This window comes from Massilia litorea (assembly GCF_015101885.1).
Taxonomy (GTDB): domain Bacteria; phylum Pseudomonadota; class Gammaproteobacteria; order Burkholderiales; family Burkholderiaceae_D; genus Telluria; species Telluria litorea.
In genome coordinates this window covers 559,019-577,385 of sequence record NZ_CP062941.1, presented here as the reverse complement: position 1 = coordinate 577,385, position 18,367 = coordinate 559,019, and the positions used below count along the sequence as shown (strand labels likewise).

Genomic DNA, 18,367 nt, shown 5'->3' with positions numbered 1-18,367 from the left:
TGTTCGTGCCAGCCGCGTACGGCTGACTACCATACGACAGCCGGAACACGCGGCAGTTCCGCGGGAGACGCCAAGCCTGGCCCCCAAAGCGGCACTCGCCCCGCACGCTTGAGCTGCGCCGACTGTCAAATCGCGGACACTTGTTCCCAGTCCAGCTTAAAGCGCGCCAGGTATTTTTTGAGCCGGTCCGCATCGTTGGGCTTATTTTTGGCCTCGCGCGACACGCCAAACAAGGTGCGCCCGGCATCGGACAGACTCTTCGACTGCCGGCACACCTTGACCACCGCCTCGAGCTGCACCGCGTCGAACAGATCCAGCCTGCTTGCCGCCTCGTGGCCCATCAGTGCTTCCAGCCCGGCGGTCTCCGGACTGCCGCGTCCGGCATAAGGACGCCACAGGCGCTGCAGGCGCGCCACTTCGTCGCCCACGATCGCTTCGTTGATGCGGCCCGACTGTGCCAGCGTGGCCATGCGCGTCACCGACGCCCACAGATCGCGGAAGTTCCCCGTCCACAGCGCTTCCGGCGAACGTGCGAAGCGCATGTAGCGCACGCGTGCTTCGCGGTTGAAGCGGACCATGTGCCCCTGTTCCTCGCCGAACTGGGCGAGCAGGTAATCGAGATTCGGTTCGATATCCTCGGCACGGTCGCGCAGGCTGGGCAGGGCATAGGTCCAGAGATTGATGCGCGCGTACAGGTCTTCGCGAAAACGTCCGGCCACCACGTCCGCCGAAAGGTCGCGGTTGGTGCCGGCGATGAGCTGGAAATCGCTTTGCACCTCGTTGTCGCTGCCGACTGGCAGGAAGCGTTTGTCTTCGATCGCCTTCAGCAGCATCGCCTGTTCGTCCGGACCGAGTTCTCCGATTTCGTCCAGGAAGAGCAGGCCCTTGTGCGCGCTCCTGAGCAAACCTGGGCGGTCCGAGGCGGCGCCGGTGAAGGCGCCCTTGATGTGGCCGAACAGCGTCGACGCCGCGCCGTCGCCGTGCAGCGTCGCGCAATTGAGTTCGACGAAGCGGCCTTGCACCTGGTGGCGCGCTTTTTTCAGCTCGTAGACCCGCCGCGCAAGGAAGGATTTCCCCGCGCCGGTGGGACCCATCAGCAGCATCGGCGAGCGTGAGCGGATCGCGACGCGCTCGATTTCGTCGATCATCGTGTTGAAGTCCGCATTGCGGGTCGCGATGCCCGATTTCAGGAAGGCGACGCCCTCCATCTGCTCGCGCGAAAAACGCTGGGCGATCTGGTCGTAGCGCGACAGGTCGAGGTCGATCAGCGCGTAGCTGCCGGTCGTGCCCGACCCGGGCGAGCGTGGCGGCGAAGTTTGCACCAGGCGGCCGGGGAAAAACCGCGCTTCGGTCATCAGGAACATGCAGATCTGGACGACGTGGGTCCCGGTCGTGATATGGATCCAGTAATCCTCATTGTCCGGGTCGAAGGGGTAGCGCTTCGCGAAATCGAACAACGCGCCGTAGACCTCTTCGAAATCCCAGGCGTCGCGCAGCGCGAGCGCATGGGGAACCACCTGCGTATCGGGCGACACCGAACCGATATCCGCCGCAACCTGTTCCACCAGGCTTTCAAAAGGGCCGCTGTACAGCAACTCGAAGCGGGCGATGCCGAGGTCCTGGTGCTGGGTCAGCGCGATGCTCGGCCGCCACTTGTCCCAGCGCGACCGGCCCCGGTAGTTGTCGAGCTTTGTGCCGACGAAGCCGATGACGACGGTTTTCTTCTTTTTCATATTCGTATAAAAGATTATCTCTCAGGATAATTTATCAGGAAAGCTGTCGTATGGTCCAGCGATCGGCCCGAACAGGCAGGCGGGACAAATACACGCTGGATCAAGCACTTGGCGACAGAAACCGGTCGGGGCGACTGCCTGGCACGGCGCTTGCAATGCAGAAGGTGCAGAACGAGCGACGACGAAGTCGAACGGCACAACTATGTTGAGAAAAACGAAAACGATGAACACCACTACTTTCGATGTCATGGATATTCCCGGCGGCAGCCAGGTCAAGATGTGGACGCAAGGTGTGCCTGTCGAAGAGGCGGCCAGGCAGCAGCTGTCGAATACGGCGAAGATGCCCTTCGTGTACAAGCACATTGCCGTCATGCCCGACGTCCACCTCGGTAAAGGCTCGACCATCGGTACCGTCGTGCCCACGCTCGGCGCGGTGATTCCCGCCGCAGTCGGCGTCGATATCGGCTGCGGCATGATGGCGGCGAAAACCACGCTCACGGCCAACGATCTGCCCGAGAGCCTGTCGAAGCTGCGCAGTGCGATCGAGCGTGCGATTCCGCATGGGATGTCGCCGAAGATCCGCGGGCACCGGGGGCGCGACGAGGGTTCCTGGCAAACGCCGCCGGCGCCGGTCGATGCCGCATGGGCGCAGCTGAAAGGCGAATTCGATGCAATCTGCCTGAAAACGCCGTCGCTGAAGAATACGAACAATTACCGTCATCTCGGCACGCTGGGCAGCGGCAACCACTTCGTCGAGGTCTGCCTGGATGAAGCCGGCTTCGTGTGGTTCATGCTGCACTCGGGTTCGCGCGGCGTCGGCAATGCAATCGGCACCTATTTCATCGAGCTGGCGAAGAAGGATATGCGGCGTCACTTCGTCAACCTGCCGGACAACGATCTGGCCTACCTGTCCGAGGGAACCGAGCATTACGACGATTATGTCGAGGCGGTCAGCTGGGCACAGAAATTCGCGCGGATGAACCGCGAAGTCATGATGCAGAACCTGATCACAGCGGTCCGCATGGTGATCACGAAGCCGTTCCAGACCCACGTGGAAGCGGTGAACTGCCATCACAACTACGTCCAGAAGGAGCACCACTTCGGCAAGGATGTGCTGGTAACGCGCAAGGGGGCGGTATCGGCACGCGCCGGCGAGCTGGGGATCATTCCGGGCTCGATGGGTGCGAAAAGTTTTATCGTGCGCGGCAAGGGCAATCCGGACAGTTTCAACAGCTGCAGCCATGGCGCGGGACGGACGATGAGCCGCACCGAGGCCAAGCGCCGCTTCACGCTGGCCGACCAGGTGCGGGCGACCGAGGGCGTGGAGTGCCGCAAGGACGCCAACGTGATCGACGAGATCCCGATGGCCTACAAGGACATCGACGCCGTGATGCACGCCCAGCGCGATCTGGTCGAAGTCGTTCACACGCTCAAGCAGGTGGTGTGCGTCAAGGGATAAGCCTTCCGCAGGGCAGAACAATTAAAAAAGGGGCAACCATGATTGAGCTCGACGGCGCGGCCGGCGAAGGCGGCGGCCAGATTTTGCGCAGCGCGCTCGCGCTGTCCATGATCACCGGGACGCCGTTCCGGATCCGCGCGATCCGGGCCAACCGCACCAGGCCCGGCATGATGCGGCAGCACCTGGTGGCGGTGCAGGCGGCCGCCCAGGTCAGCGGCGCACGCGTGACGGGCGCGGAGCTGGGCTCGTCCGAGCTGAGTTTTACGCCCGGTCCGATCCAGGGCGGCGACTACCATTTCGCGATCGGCAGTGCCGGCAGTTGTACGCTGGTATTGCAGACGGTCGTGCTGGCACTGCTCCATGCGCAGCAGCCTTCGTCCGTCCGCATTACCGGCGGCACCCATAACGCGATGGCGCCCCCGGTGCAGTTCCTGGAGCGTGCGTATCTGCCGCTGCTGGCGCGCATGGGCGCGGAGGTCGACATCGCGCTGAGGCGCTACGGCTTTTACCCGGCCGGCGGTGGGGAAGTCGTCGCCATCGTTCGCCCATGCGCCCAGCTGCGGCAGCTGTCCCTGATGGAGCGCGGCAGTTATGTCGCCGCACGTGCCGACGCCTTCGTGGCCGGACTTCCCCAGAGCGTCGGCATGCGCGAACTGAGTTGCATTGGCCACGCAATGCAATGGGGCAGCGAGCAACTGCATTTGCACCGGCTTCCTGCCGAGCAGGGGCCTGGTAATGCAGTCCTGATCACGCTCGAGTACGAACATGTGACGGAAGTGTGCGCCGGTTTCGGCGCCAAGGCAGTCCGGGCGGAAGCGGTAGCCCAGGAGGCGACCATGCAGGCGCAGGCATACATGGCGTCCGATGCCGCGGCAGGCGAGCACCTGGCGGATCAGCTCATGCTGCCAATGGCAATTGCCGGAGGTGGGCGTTTTACTGCCTCAACGGTTTCATCGCATGCGGAAACGAATGCCGAGCTCATTGCGAAATTTTTGCCGGTAAGTATCTATTTCGAGCGCGCAGAAGGGCGCAATATCTGTGTGGTGAAAAGCGCTTGCCAGCCACGCTAGTGGTTCGCTATAATTCGCGTCCGCTTCGGCGCTGTCTGCAAAACGTTAACGTAATCAAGGTGTTAGATGCGTAATTTCTTTGCAAGCGGCAACGAGGTGGAAAAAAAGAAGTTGACGACGCAAACGAAACACTGCATACTCTCGCTTCTCTGCTGCTGACAAACAAAACGATTTGTCGACAAGTAGCAAGCAGTACCGAACAAGTTCTTTAACAATTAACAGTCGATAAGTGTGGGCGTTTGATGAAGGTGCCAAGAGCTTCGGTTCTTGATTACTTAAATTATCAAATGTTCACAAAAAAGAAATACGTTGTCTCAGCAATGAGATGACGGTCAGTATTTTGAGTGAGCGACCCCTGAGAAATCAGGGTGACACGAAAGTGTCAACAAACAGAGATTGAACTGAAGAGTTTGATCCTGGCTCAGATTGAACGCTGGCGGCATGCTTTACACATGCAAGTCGAACGGCAGCGCGGGGGCAACCCTGGCGGCGAGTGGCGAACGGGTGAGTAATATATCGGAACGTACCCAAGAGTGGGGGATAACGTAGCGAAAGTTACGCTAATACCGCATACGATCTAAGGATGAAAGTGGGGGATCGCAAGACCTCATGCTCCTGGAGCGGCCGATATCTGATTAGCTAGTTGGTGAGGTAAAGGCTCACCAAGGCCACGATCAGTAGCTGGTCTGAGAGGACGACCAGCCACACTGGAACTGAGACACGGTCCAGACTCCTACGGGAGGCAGCAGTGGGGAATTTTGGACAATGGGCGCAAGCCTGATCCAGCAATGCCGCGTGAGTGAAGAAGGCCTTCGGGTTGTAAAGCTCTTTTGTCAGGGAAGAAACGGTAGGGGCTAATATCCTCTGCTAATGACGGTACCTGAAGAATAAGCACCGGCTAACTACGTGCCAGCAGCCGCGGTAATACGTAGGGTGCAAGCGTTAATCGGAATTACTGGGCGTAAAGCGTGCGCAGGCGGTTTTGTAAGTCTGTCGTGAAAGCCCCGGGCTCAACCTGGGAATTGCGATGGAGACTGCAAGGCTTGAATCTGGCAGAGGGGGGTAGAATTCCACGTGTAGCAGTGAAATGCGTAGAGATGTGGAGGAACACCGATGGCGAAGGCAGCCCCCTGGGTCAAGATTGACGCTCATGCACGAAAGCGTGGGGAGCAAACAGGATTAGATACCCTGGTAGTCCACGCCCTAAACGATGTCTACTAGTTGTCGGGTTTTAATTAACTTGGTAACGCAGCTAACGCGTGAAGTAGACCGCCTGGGGAGTACGGTCGCAAGATTAAAACTCAAAGGAATTGACGGGGACCCGCACAAGCGGTGGATGATGTGGATTAATTCGATGCAACGCGAAAAACCTTACCTACCCTTGACATGTCAGGAAGCTTGGAGAGATCTGAGTGTGCCCGAAAGGGAACCTGAACACAGGTGCTGCATGGCTGTCGTCAGCTCGTGTCGTGAGATGTTGGGTTAAGTCCCGCAACGAGCGCAACCCTTGTCATTAGTTGCTACATTCAGTTGAGCACTCTAATGAGACTGCCGGTGACAAACCGGAGGAAGGTGGGGATGACGTCAAGTCCTCATGGCCCTTATGGGTAGGGCTTCACACGTCATACAATGGTACATACAGAGGGCCGCCAACCCGCGAGGGGGAGCTAATCCCAGAAAGTGTATCGTAGTCCGGATCGCAGTCTGCAACTCGACTGCGTGAAGTTGGAATCGCTAGTAATCGCGGATCAGCATGTCGCGGTGAATACGTTCCCGGGTCTTGTACACACCGCCCGTCACACCATGGGAGCGGGTTTTACCAGAAGTAGGTAGCTTAACCGCAAGGAGGGCGCTTACCACGGTAGGATTCGTGACTGGGGTGAAGTCGTAACAAGGTAGCCGTATCGGAAGGTGCGGCTGGATCACCTCCTTTCTAGAGTAGCACCGGAGTCAGCCTCAAAACTGAACTCATCATCAAGCGTCCACGCTTATCGACTGTTGAACAAAGAACACAGTTTCGGGGCTGTAGCTCAGCTGGTTAGAGCACCGTGTTGATAACGCGGGGGTCGTTGGTTCGAGTCCAACCAGCCCTACCACGTTTTATCGGGGGATTAGCTCAGCTGGGAGAGCACCTGCTTTGCAAGCAGGGGGTCGTCGGTTCGATCCCGTCATCCTCCACCAAAAGCTCAAACGTAAGACGCCAAGTTTTAGGTTTGATCTTTTCGAGATCACTGTTGTTCTGTTCTTTAACAATCTGGAAGAAGTAAAGTTTTTTTAAGCGTGCACGTAAGAGTGCACACTTAGGGTAGTAGTAAGAATCAACAAACATGCAACAAGCTGTACTCCTTGAACTGTAACGCTCCCTGGTGAGTAACCAGGGGCTAACGTTATAGGGACAAGCGAATAAGTGCACATGGTGGATGCCTTGGCGATTACAGGCGATGAAGGACGTAGTAGCTTGCGATAAGCTGCGGGGAGTGAGCAAACACACTTTGATCCGCAGATTTCCGAATGGGGAAACCCGGCCTTTACAGGTCATTGCATGCTGAATACATAGGCATGCAAAGCGAACGCGGCGAACTGAAACATCTAAGTAGCTGCAGGAAAAGAAATCAACCGAGATTCCCAAAGTAGTGGCGAGCGAAATGGGAAGAGCCTGTACGTGATAGTCGACTGGATAGTGGAACGGATTGGAAACTCCGGCCATAGAGGGTGATAGCCCCTTACACGAAATTCAGACGGTGGTACTAAGCGTACGACAAGTAGGGCGGGACACGAGAAATCCTGTCTGAACATGGGGGGACCATCCTCCAAGGCTAAATACTCGTAATCGACCGATAGTGAACCAGTACCGTGAGGGAAAGGCGAAAAGAACCCCGGGAGGGGAGTGAAATAGATCCTGAAACCGTGTGCATACAAACAGTCGGAGCGGACTTGTTCCGTGACGGCGTACCTTTTGTATAATGGGTCAGCGACTTACATTCAGTGGCGAGGTTAACCGAATAGGGGAGCCGTAGAGAAATCGAGTCCGAACAGGGCGACAGTCGCTGGGTGTAGACCCGAAACCAAGTGATCTACCCATGGCCAGGATGAAGGTGCGGTAACACGCCCTGGAGGTCCGAACCCACTAATGTTGAAAAATTAGGGGATGAGCTGTGGGTAGGGGTGAAAGGCTAAACAAACTTGGAAATAGCTGGTTCTCTCCGAAAACTATTTAGGTAGTGCCTCAAGTATCACCATCGGGGGTAGAGCACTGTTATGGCTAGGGGGTCATTGCGACTTACCAAACCATTGCAAACTCCGAATACCGATGAGTGCGAGCTTGGGAGACAGACGTCGGGTGCTAACGTCCGGCGTCAAGAGGGAAACAACCCAGACCGCCAGCTAAGGTCCCAAAGATTGGCTAAGTGGAAAACGAAGTGGGAAGGCTAAAACAGTCAGGATGTTGGCTTAGAAGCAGCCACCATTTAAAGAAAGCGTAATAGCTCACTGATCGAGTCGTCCTGCGCGGAAGATGTAACGGGGCTAAGCCAGTCACCGAAGCTGCGGATATGCGTAAGCATATGGTAGGAGAGCGTTCTGTAAGCCTGCGAAGGTGTCTTGTGAAGGATGCTGGAGGTATCAGAAGTGCGAATGCTGACATGAGTAGCGATAATGGGGGTGAAAAGCCTCCACGCCGTAAGCCCAAGGTTTCCTGTTCAACGTTCATCGGAGCAGGGTGAGTCGGCCCCTAAGGCGAGGCAGAGATGCGTAGCTGATGGGAAGCAGGTTAATATTCCTGCACCGTCGTATGATGCGATGGGGGGACGGATCGCGGAAGGTTGTCTGACTGTTGGAATAGTCAGTTTCTGCCTCATAGAAGGCGCTTAGGCAAATCCGGGCGCGGAATTCAAGGGGGTGGGACGAGCGGCTTTATGCTGCGAAGCAATCGGAAGTGGTTCCAAGAAAAGCCTCTAAGCTTCAGTCATACGAGACCGTACCGCAAACCGACACAGGTGGGCGAGATGAGTATTCTAAGGCGCTTGAGAGAACTCGGGAGAAGGAACTCGGCAAATTGGTACCGTAACTTCGGGAAAAGGTACGCCCCGGTAGCTTGACCACTTTACTGTGGAAGGGCGAAAGGGTTGCAATAAACTGGTGGCTGCGACTGTTTAATAAAAACACAGCACTCTGCAAACACGAAAGTGGACGTATAGGGTGTGACGCCTGCCCGGTGCTGGAAGATTAAATGATGGGGTGCAAGCTCTTGATTGAAGTCCCAGTAAACGGCGGCCGTAACTATAACGGTCCTAAGGTAGCGAAATTCCTTGTCGGGTAAGTTCCGACCTGCACGAATGGCGTAACGATGGCCACACTGTCTCCTCCCGAGACTCAGCGAAGTTGAAATGTTTGTGATGATGCAATCTACCCGCGGCTAGACGGAAAGACCCCATGAACCTTTACTGTAGCTTTGCATTGGACTTTGAACCAATCTGTGTAGGATAGGTGGGAGGCTTTGAAGCGGGGACGCCAGTTCTCGTGGAGCCATCCTTGAAATACCACCCTGGTTTGTTTGAGGTTCTAACCTTGGTCCGTTATCCGGATCGGGGACAGTGCATGGTAGGCAGTTTGACTGGGGCGGTCTCCTCCTAAAGTGTAACGGAGGAGTTCGAAGGTACGCTAGGTACGGTCGGACATCGTGCTAATAGTGCAATGGCATAAGCGTGCTTAACTGCGAGACCGACAAGTCGAGCAGGTACGAAAGTAGGACATAGTGATCCGGTGGTTCTGTATGGAAGGGCCATCGCTCAACGGATAAAAGGTACTCTGGGGATAACAGGCTGATTCCTCCCAAGAGTTCATATCGACGGGGGAGTTTGGCACCTCGATGTCGGCTCATCACATCCTGGGGCTGTAGCCGGTCCCAAGGGTATGGCTGTTCGCCATTTAAAGTGGTACGTGAGCTGGGTTTAAAACGTCGTGAGACAGTTTGGTCCCTATCTGCCGTGGGCGTTGGAAATTTGAAGGGGGCTGCTCCTAGTACGAGAGGACCGGAGTGGACGAACCTCTGGTGTACCGGTTGTCACGCCAGTGGCATTGCCGGGTAGCTAAGTTCGGAAGAGATAACCGCTGAAAGCATCTAAGCGGGAAACTTGCCTTGAGATGAGATTTCCCGGAGCCTTGAGCTCCTTGAAGGGTCGTTCGAGACCAGGACGTTGATAGGCTGGGTGTGGAAGTGCAGTAATGCATTAAGCTAACCAGTACTAATTGCCCGTACGGCTTGTCCCTATAACCTTAGCAGGTATAGTTCAATCGAATACAGTGTGCTGTTTGTTGATCACACTACCCCAACTTTACTTCCTCCAGATTCCGGGTCGCAGTTCATGAGAACTGCGCCTCGTACAAGTCATGCCTGATGACCATAGCAAGTCGGTCCCACCCCTTCCCATCCCGAACAGGACCGTGAAACGACTTTGCGCCGATGATAGTGCTGCAACCAGTGTGAAAGTAGGTTATCGTCAGGCTAGTTATAAAGAAAAAACCCGCTCAGTGATCTGAGCGGGTTTTTTTTCGTCTGCGTGTTTCAGCCGGGCGCCAGTTCCTTCTTCGTCTCTCTTCCATATTTGGCCGGATATAAAACGTCGATCTGCGCGCGGCTTCGCTTCGCCAACGCAATTACGCGCTCGACCCGATGCTTTCAAAAAACTTCATTTAGTGGTTGGTTATTGATAAGTAAAAATTGTTATAGTTCAGAAACTGTTTTGGACTAGAACATGAACCTTCTGACCACAATCGCTTTTCTTTGCGCGGCTTTTTTCTCGACAACTGCATCGTCGCAAGTGCTCACGCCGGAGGAGCTGACCGATCCGGCCGGAATGCTCAGGGCAAGCCTGTCGCCCGACGGTCGGCATATCGCCGCGATTATCTTCAACGGTCTCAACCACGGCCTGATCCTGATCGACACCGATACCCTGGCAGTAAAAAAGCTTATTCAAGGCAAGCGCTTTTCAAAGGGCTATTGGAGCTATAACAAGGCGCCGCGCGACCTCACCTGGGCGGACAACGATCTGATCGCCATCGACTACGGTTACGACGCGGAGTCAATTGACTTGCAAGGTAAAAGGGTACGCATGCTCGGCGACGCGGTTCTCGGCCGCGTCGACTCGGGTCCGAATGCCGGGCAACTGATCGTCATGCGGGACGAGAAGAACGACCTGGTCGCCCGCTGTCACGCGCGGACCGGCGAGTGCACACGATTTTCACGGCCACCGGGCCGCGTCATCCAGCGGGCGTTCGACCGCCAGGGCAACCTGCGCGCCGTCACGCTCGTCAACTCGGCCTTCTTCAAGGATGTGTCGACGATCTCCAACTGGTATAAGCCAGCCGACAAGGAAACCTGGACCAAGCTCGCCGAATTCAGCGTGACCGACGAATACTGGATACCTGTCCATGTGCCGGACGAGCCGGACACATTGGTGATCAATTCGCGTATCGGTCGCGATACCCATGCACTGTTCAACTACGACATTCAGCAGCGACGCCAGACCGAACTGCTTGCCGGTCATCCGACCCAGGACATCGTGTCCTGGGGAGGCATCGACAAGGCTGCTTTCGATTATGTCGAGACCAGCGGCATGCTGCCCCAACAGGTCTGGTTCGATCCGGCCTGGGCCCTTATGCAAAAGCAGATCGACGCACTGCTGCCCGGCCGAATCAACGTCATCTCCGGCGATCCGGCTCGCGCCGTGCTCGTGCACTCGCACGGGGACGTCGATCCCGGCACCTGGTACTTCTTCGATATCGCAAAAAAGTCGCTCGTTACCGTCGGCAAGGTGATGCCGGAAATCGATCCCGCCAGGATGCGGCCGATGGAGGTGATCTCATATAAAGCAGCCGACGGCTTGAGCATTCCCGCCTACCTGACGCGCCCTGCACAATCGACCGGCCCCGCGCCCATGGTCGTGCTGATCCATGGCGGCCCCGTCGCACGCGACCGCTGGGAATGGGACGCCGACGTTCAATTGCTGGCGAACCGGGGCTATTTGGTATTCCAACCGCAGTTCAGGGGATCGAGCGGATTCGGGCGCAGGTTCGAGCAGGCGGGATTCGGTCAGTGGGGGAAGGCGATGCAGGATGACATCACCGACGGCGTCCGTCACCTGGTCAGTCAGAGCATTGCCGATCCGCGGCGCATTTGCATCGTCGGCGCGAGCTATGGCGGCTACGCCGCCTTGTGGGGACTCGTGAAAACGCCCGACCTCTACCGCTGCGCAATCAGCTTCGCCGGCGTTACGGATATCGAATACATGTTCTCGGACGCATCCGATCGCGTGGGCGACAAGGTAAGCCGCGAAACGATGACCCGACGCATCGGGGACAAGAAAATGAGTGTCCAGCTGTTCGATCCGGTCTCGCCGCTAAAGCATGCGGCGCGCATTCAGGCGCCGGTGTTGCTCATGCACGGCAAGGACGATGAGCGGGTCCCCGTCTCGCACGGCAAGAAGATGCGGGATGCGCTCGCGGCCAACGGCAAGCCGGTCACCTGGCTTGCCTTCGACGAGGAAGGGCACGGCCTGTTGTACGTAAAGAACCGGATCCAGTATTACGAAGCCATGCTCGAATTCCTCGGCAAGCACATTCCGCCGCAGCCGCTCCAGACCCCGGCCGCGGCGCCTTCCGCTACCTCACACTGATCTTTCCTTGTCCACGCTAACGCACATGATGCTGACGAATATGAACAGACCCTTGCCACGTACTGCGCGCCGCCGAACCCTGCTCATGGCTGCGTTGGCAATCGCTCCGACCTGCGTACTCGCCCAGGGCATCGGGGGAGGCTGCAACATTGGGGAGACTACAGTCCTGCCGATCACCTTCGCACACGGAGACGAAACGCCGACCATTCCTGCGACGCTCGCCGGGCAGCCGGCCGCGGCTATGATCGACACGGGCGCGTTTGACTCGACGTTCTACAAGCCCGCCCTTGATATAGCGGAAATCGCAGTGCGCGAAAGCGAGACCAATTATGTAGCGGCCGACATCCTGGTTGCGAATGTCCCGAGCTTTACAGTGGGGCCGATCAGTACCAAAGGCTATTTTAATGTTGAGAAGTCGACAGAGTCGTTTGCCGCCAGGCTCGGTGCGAACTTTTTTGCGCGCAATGACGTTGAAATCTGGTGGGCCGGCCAGGAAGTGAGGCTCACCAGTCCCAAGGGATGCCGTAATGCTTATCTTCCCGCATGGGGACCAAACGCGCATAGCGTTCCCTTCCAAACGGACCAGTCGCGCCGGGACATGCGAGCCTGGTTCAAGGTAAAGATCAACGGACGGGAAGTCGACACCGTCATCGCGACCACCGACACGATCTCTGTCATGGATTTGCATACTGCGGCCAGGTACGGCATCACGCCTAAGTCGCCCGGCGCCGTCGAAGAGGGCCAATTACCGAGCTGGCGCGGCAAACAGCAGCGGGTCTGGCAGGTTCCCGTCGCCGACATGGCGATCGGCGATTATCGGGTACAGAATGCAACGATACACCTCATGGACCTGACCCTGTCCGGGGAAATGATGAGTCTCGGTTCCGATTTCCTGCGTAACCACCGCGTGCTGATATCGATGAGCCAGCGGCGCCTTTATATTTCCCACCTGGGCGGGCCTAGCTTTTCGGGACCATCCGAGGAGAGTCCGGAGCCATCCCGTTGCTCTTCCCAGACTTGCATTGTTGCTCCCGAGTGAGGAAAGGAACTGGTTTTTTCGATGGCCTTGCGCAGCGCACAGCGCTCAGCTATAATTCGCGTCCGCTTCGGCGCTGTCTGCAAAACGTTAACGTAATCAAGGTGTTAGATGCGTAATTTCTTTGCAAGCGGCAACGAGGTGGAAAAAAAGAAGTTGACGACGCAAACGAAACACTGCATACTCTCGCTTCTCTGCTGCTGACAAACAAAACGATTTGTCGACAAGTAGCAAGCAGTACCGAATAAGTTCTTTAACAATTAACAGTCGATAAGTGTGGGCGTTTGATGAAGGTGCCGGCTGACTAGTTCAGCTGATTACTTAAATTATCAAATGTTCACAAAAAAGAAATACGTTGTCTCAGCAATGAGATAACGGTCAGTATTTTGAGTGAGCGACCCGCTAGCAATAGCGGTGGCAGAAATGCCAACAAACAGAGATTGAACTGAAGAGTTTGATCCTGGCTCAGATTGAACGCTGGCGGCATGCTTTACACATGCAAGTCGAACGGCAGCACGGGGGCAACCCTGGTGGCGAGTGGCGAACGGGTGAGTAATATATCGGAACGTACCCAAGAGTGGGGGATAACGTAGCGAAAGTTACGCTAATACCGCATACGATCCAAGGATGAAAGTGGGGGATCGCAAGACCTCATGCTCCTGGAGCGGCCGATATCTGATTAGCTAGTTGGTGAGGTAAAGGCTCACCAAGGCCACGATCAGTAGCTGGTCTGAGAGGACGACCAGCCACACTGGAACTGAGACACGGTCCAGACTCCTACGGGAGGCAGCAGTGGGGAATTTTGGACAATGGGCGCAAGCCTGATCCAGCAATGCCGCGTGAGTGAAGAAGGCCTTCGGGTTGTAAAGCTCTTTTGTCAGGGAAGAAACGGTAGAGGCTAATATCCTCTGCTAATGACGGTACCTGAAGAATAAGCACCGGCTAACTACGTGCCAGCAGCCGCGGTAATACGTAGGGTGCAAGCGTTAATCGGAATTACTGGGCGTAAAGCGTGCGCAGGCGGTTTTGTAAGTCTGTCGTGAAAGCCCCGGGCTCAACCTGGGAATTGCGATGGAGACTGCAAGGCTTGAATCTGGCAGAGGGGGGTAGAATTCCACGTGTAGCAGTGAAATGCGTAGAGATGTGGAGGAACACCGATGGCGAAGGCAGCCCCCTGGGTCAAGATTGACGCTCATGCACGAAAGCGTGGGGAGCAAACAGGATTAGATACCCTGGTAGTCCACGCCCTAAACGATGTCTACTAGTTGTCGGGTTTTAATTAACTTGGTAACGCAGCTAACGCGTGAAGTAGACCGCCTGGGGAGTACGGTCGCAAGATTAAAACTCAAAGGAATTGACGGGGACCCGCACAAGCGGTGGATGATGTGGATTAATTCGATGCAACGCGAAAAACCTTACCTACCCTTGACATGTCAGGAAGCTTGGAGAGATCTGAGTGTGCCCGAAAGGGAACCTGAACACAGGTGCTGCATGGCTGTCGTCAGCTCGTGTCGTGAGATGTTGGGTTAAGTCCCGCAACGAGCGCAACCCTTGTCATTAGTTGCTACATTTAGTTGAGCACTCTAATGAGACTGCCGGTGACAAACCGGAGGAAGGTGGGGATGACGTCAAGTCCTCATGGCCCTTATGGGTAGGGCTTCACACGTCATACAATGGTACATACAGAGGGCCGCCAACCCGCGAGGGGGAGCTAATCCCAGAAAGTGTATCGTAGTCCGGATCGCAGTCTGCAACTCGACTGCGTGAAGTTGGAATCGCTAGTAATCGCGGATCAGCATGTCGCGGTGAATACGTTCCCGGGTCTTGTACACACCGCCCGTCACACCATGGGAGCGGGTTTTACCAGAAGTAGGTAGCTTAACCGCAAGGAGGGCGCTTACCACGGTAGGATTCGTGACTGGGGTGAAGTCGTAACAAGGTAGCCGTATCGGAAGGTGCGGCTGGATCACCTCCTTTCTAGAGTAGCGCCGGGTCTTGAACCCAGTCACCAAACGCTCACACTTATCGACTGTTGAACAAAGAACACAGTTTCGGGGCTGTAGCTCAGCTGGTTAGAGCACCGTGTTGATAACGCGGGGGTCGTTGGTTCGAGTCCAACCAGCCCTACCAAGTTATTGGCAAACCCAATAAGGGGGATTAGCTCAGCTGGGAGAGCACCTGCTTTGCAAGCAGGGGGTCGTCGGTTCGATCCCGTCATCCTCCACCAAAGTTCAAACGTAAGTCATCCAGTTCCTGGTGCGATTTAGGTTTGATCTTTTCGAGATCACTGTTGTTCTGTTCTTTAACAATCTGGAAGAAGTAAAGTTTTTTTAAGCGTGCATGTAAAAGTGCACACTTAGGGTAGTAGTAAGAATCAACAAACATGCAACAAGCTGTACTCCTTGAACTATAGCGCTCCCTGGTGAGTAACCAGGGGCTAACGTTATAGGGACAAGCGAATAAGTGCACATGGTGGATGCCTTGGCGATTACAGGCGATGAAGGACGTAGTAGCTTGCGATAAGCTGCGGGGAGTGAGCAAACACACTTTGATCCGCAGATTTCCGAATGGGGAAACCCGGCCTTTTAGGTCATTGCATGCTGAATACATAGGTATGCAAAGCGAACGCGGCGAACTGAAACATCTAAGTAGCTGCAGGAAAAGAAATCAACCGAGATTCCCAAAGTAGTGGCGAGCGAAATGGGAAGAGCCTGTACGTGATAGTCGGACTGATAGTGGAAGCTTCTGGAAATAGGCGCCATAGCGGGTGATAGCCCCGTACACGAAATCAGACCGGTGGTACTAAGCGTACGACAAGTAGGGCGGGACACGAGAAATCCTGTCTGAACATGGGGGGACCATCCTCCAAGGCTAAATACTCGTAATCGACCGATAGTGAACCAGTACCGTGAGGGAAAGGCGAAAAGAACCCCGGGAGGGGAGTGAAATAGATCCTGAAACCGTGTGCATACAAACAGTCGGAGCGGACTTGTTCCGTGACGGCGTACCTTTTGTATAATGGGTCAGCGACTTACATTCAGTGGCGAGGTTAACCGAATAGGGGAGCCGTAGAGAAATCGAGTCCGAACAGGGCGACAGTCGCTGGGTGTAGACCCGAAACCAAGTGATCTACCCATGGCCAGGATGAAGGTGCGGTAACACGCCCTGGAGGTCCGAACCCACTAATGTTGAAAAATTAGGGGATGAGCTGTGGGTAGGGGTGAAAGGCTAAACAAACTTGGAAATAGCTGGTTCTCTCCGAAAACTATTTAGGTAGTGCCTCAAGTATCACCATCGGGGGTAGAGCACTGTTATGGCTAGGGGGTCATTGCGACTTACCAAACCATTGCAAACTCCGAATACCGATGAGTGCGAGCTTGGGAGACAGACGTCGGGTGCTAACGTCCGGCGTCAAGAGGGAAACAACCCAGACCGCCAGCTAAGGTCCCAAAGATTGGCTAAGTGGAAAACGAAGTGGGAAGGCTAAAACAGTCAGGATGTTGGCTTAGAAGCAGCCACCATTTAAAGAAAGCGTAATAGCTCACTGATCGAGTCGTCCTGCGCGGAAGATGTAACGGGGCTAAGCCAGTCACCGAAGCTGCGGATATGCGTAAGCATATGGTAGGAGAGCGTTCTGTAAGCCTGCGAAGGTGTCTTGTGAAGGATGCTGGAGGTATCAGAAGTGCGAATGCTGACATGAGTAGCGATAATGGGGGTGAAAAGCCTCCACGCCGTAAGCCCAAGGTTTCCTGTTCAACGTTCATCGGAGCAGGGTGAGTCGGCCCCTAAGGCGAGGCAGAGATGCGTAGCTGATGGGAAGCAGGTTAATATTCCTGCACCGTCGTATGATGCGATGGGGGGACGGATCGCGGAAGGTTGTCTGACTGTTGGAATAGTCAGTTTCTGCCTCATAGAAGGCGCTTAGGCAAATCCGGGCGCGGAATTCAAGGGGGTGGGACGAGCGGCTTTATGCTGCGAAGCAATCGGAAGTGGTTCCAAGAAAAGCCTCTAAGCTTCAGTCATACGAGACCGTACCGCAAACCGACACAGGTGGGCGAGATGAGTATTCTAAGGCGCTTGAGAGAACTCGGGAGAAGGAACTCGGCAAATTGGTACCGTAACTTCGGGAAAAGGTACGCCCCGGTAGCTTGACCACTTTACTGTGGAAGGGCGAAAGGGTTGCAATAAACTGGTGGCTGCGACTGTTTAATAAAAACACAGCACTCTGCAAACACGAAAGTGGACGTATAGGGTGTGACGCCTGCCCGGTGCTGGAAGATTAAATGATGGGGTGCAAGCTCTTGATTGAAGTCCCAGTAAACGGCGGCCGTAACTATAACGGTCCTAAGGTAGCGAAATTCCTTGTCGGGTAAGTTCCGACCTGCACGAATGGCGTAACGATGGCCACACTGTCTCCTCCCGAGACTCAGCGAAGTTGAAATGTTTGTGATGATGCAATCTACCCGCGGCTAGACGGAAAGACCCCATGAACCTTTACTGTAGCTTTGCATTGGACTTTGAACCAATCTGTGTAGGATAGGTGGGAGGCTTTGAAGCGGGGACGCCAGTTCTCGTGGAGCCATCCTTGAAATACCACCCTGGTTTGTTTGAGGTTCTAACCTTGGTCCGTTATCCGGATCGGGGACAGTGCATGGTAGGCAGTTTGACTGGGGCGGTCTCCTCCTAAAGTGTAACGGAGGAGTTCGAAGGTACGCTAGGTACGGTCGGACATCGTGCTAATAGTGCAATGGCATAAGCGTGCTTAACTGCGAGACCGACAAGTCGAGCAGGTACGAAAGTAGGACATAGTGATCCGGTGGTTCTGTATGGAAGGGCCATCGCTCAACGGATAAAAGGTACTCTGGGGATAACAGGCTGATTCCTCCCAAGAGTTCATATCGACGGGGGAGTTTGGCACCTCGATGTCGGCTCATCACATCCTGGGGCTGTAGCCGGTCCCAAGGGTATGGCTGTTCGCCATTTAAAGTGGTACGTGAGCTGGGTTTAAAACGTCGTGAGACAGTTTGGTCCCTATCTGCCGTGGGCGTTGGAAATTTGAAGGGGGCTGCTCCTAGTACGAGAGGACCGGAGTGGACGAACCTCTGGTGTACCGGTTGTCACGCCAGTGGCATTGCCGGGTAGCTAAGTTCGGAAGAGATAACCGCTGAAAGCATCTAAGCGGGAAACTTGCCTTGAGATGAGATTTCCCGGAGCCTTGAGCTCCTTGAAGGGTCGTTCGAGACCAGGACGTTGATAGGCTGGGTGTGGAAGTGCAGTAATGCATTAAGCTAACCAGTACTAATTGCCCGTACGGCTTGTCCCTATAACCTTAGCAGGTATAGTTCAATCGAATACAGTGTGCTGTTTGTTGATACACACTACCCAACTTTACTTCC

Annotated in this window: 5 protein-coding genes, 4 tRNA genes and 5 rRNA genes; 13 read left to right on the top strand and 1 reads right to left on the bottom strand. The window is 55.4% G+C overall.

Annotated features, from left to right (window positions below; genetic code table 11):
* Window positions 1-125: 125 nt before the first annotated feature.
* The gene (gene rtcR, locus LPB04_RS02545; RefSeq protein ID WP_193687234.1) at window positions 126-1,733 is read right to left on the bottom strand and encodes an RNA repair transcriptional activator RtcR; all 1,608 of its coding nucleotides are present in this window, start codon (window positions 1,731-1,733) and stop codon (window positions 126-128) included.
* A gap of 223 nt (window positions 1,734-1,956) precedes the next feature.
* Here rtcR and LPB04_RS02540 point away from each other — a divergent pair, with 223 nt between their 5' ends.
* From LPB04_RS02540 to LPB04_RS02480, 13 genes are all read left to right on the top strand, one after another.
* Entirely contained in the window at window positions 1,957-3,192 is a 1,236-nt protein-coding gene (locus tag LPB04_RS02540; protein WP_227496594.1) for an RtcB family protein, read from the top strand.
* A gap of 38 nt (window positions 3,193-3,230) precedes the next feature.
* The gene (gene rtcA / locus LPB04_RS02535) at window positions 3,231-4,262 is read left to right on the top strand and encodes an RNA 3'-terminal phosphate cyclase (protein WP_193687233.1); all 1,032 of its coding nucleotides are present in this window, start codon (window positions 3,231-3,233) and stop codon (window positions 4,260-4,262) included.
* A gap of 398 nt (window positions 4,263-4,660) precedes the next feature.
* Window positions 4,661-6,195 (top strand): 16S ribosomal RNA (locus LPB04_RS02530).
* Between the two features lie 86 nt (window positions 6,196-6,281).
* Window positions 6,282-6,358, top strand: a tRNA-Ile gene (locus tag LPB04_RS02525).
* 9 nt (window positions 6,359-6,367) lie between these two features.
* Window positions 6,368-6,443: transfer RNA gene (locus LPB04_RS02520), tRNA-Ala, on the top strand.
* 212 nt (window positions 6,444-6,655) lie between these two features.
* Window positions 6,656-9,530: ribosomal RNA gene (locus LPB04_RS02515) — 23S ribosomal RNA — on the top strand.
* A gap of 123 nt (window positions 9,531-9,653) precedes the next feature.
* A 5S ribosomal RNA gene (gene rrf, locus LPB04_RS02510) occupies window positions 9,654-9,766 on the top strand.
* The 16S, 23S and 5S rRNA genes sit together here with 2 tRNA genes alongside, the layout of an rRNA operon.
* A 249-nt stretch (window positions 9,767-10,015) precedes the next feature.
* The gene (locus LPB04_RS02505; RefSeq protein ID WP_193687232.1) at window positions 10,016-11,935 is read left to right on the top strand and encodes an alpha/beta hydrolase family protein; all 1,920 of its coding nucleotides are present in this window, start codon (window positions 10,016-10,018) and stop codon (window positions 11,933-11,935) included.
* Window positions 11,936-11,960: 25 nt separating this feature from the next.
* Entirely contained in the window at window positions 11,961-12,974 is a 1,014-nt protein-coding gene (locus LPB04_RS02500; protein ID WP_193687231.1) for a retropepsin-like aspartic protease, read from the top strand.
* 439 nt (window positions 12,975-13,413) lie between these two features.
* Window positions 13,414-14,948 (top strand): 16S ribosomal RNA (locus LPB04_RS02495).
* 76 nt (window positions 14,949-15,024) lie between these two features.
* A tRNA-Ile gene (locus tag LPB04_RS02490) sits at window positions 15,025-15,101 on the top strand.
* Between the two features lie 21 nt (window positions 15,102-15,122).
* Window positions 15,123-15,198, top strand: a tRNA-Ala gene (locus tag LPB04_RS02485).
* Between the two features lie 222 nt (window positions 15,199-15,420).
* Window positions 15,421-18,294 (top strand): 23S ribosomal RNA (locus LPB04_RS02480).
* The last annotated feature ends 73 nt before the right edge of the window (window positions 18,295-18,367 follow it).

Excerpts from the sequence above, each read along its gene's own strand:
- rtcR (WP_193687234.1), bottom strand. The coding sequence starts at position 1,733 with ATGAAAAAGAAGAAAACCGTCGTCATCGGCTTCGTCGGCACAAAGCTC.
- LPB04_RS02540 (WP_227496594.1), top strand. The coding sequence starts at position 1,957 with ATGAACACCACTACTTTCGATGTCATGGATATTCCCGGCGGCAGCCAG.
- rtcA (WP_193687233.1), top strand. The coding sequence starts at position 3,231 with ATGATTGAGCTCGACGGCGCGGCCGGCGAAGGCGGCGGCCAGATTTTG.
- LPB04_RS02505 (WP_193687232.1), top strand. The coding sequence starts at position 10,016 with ATGAACCTTCTGACCACAATCGCTTTTCTTTGCGCGGCTTTTTTCTCG.
- LPB04_RS02500 (WP_193687231.1), top strand. The coding sequence starts at position 11,961 with ATGATGCTGACGAATATGAACAGACCCTTGCCACGTACTGCGCGCCGC.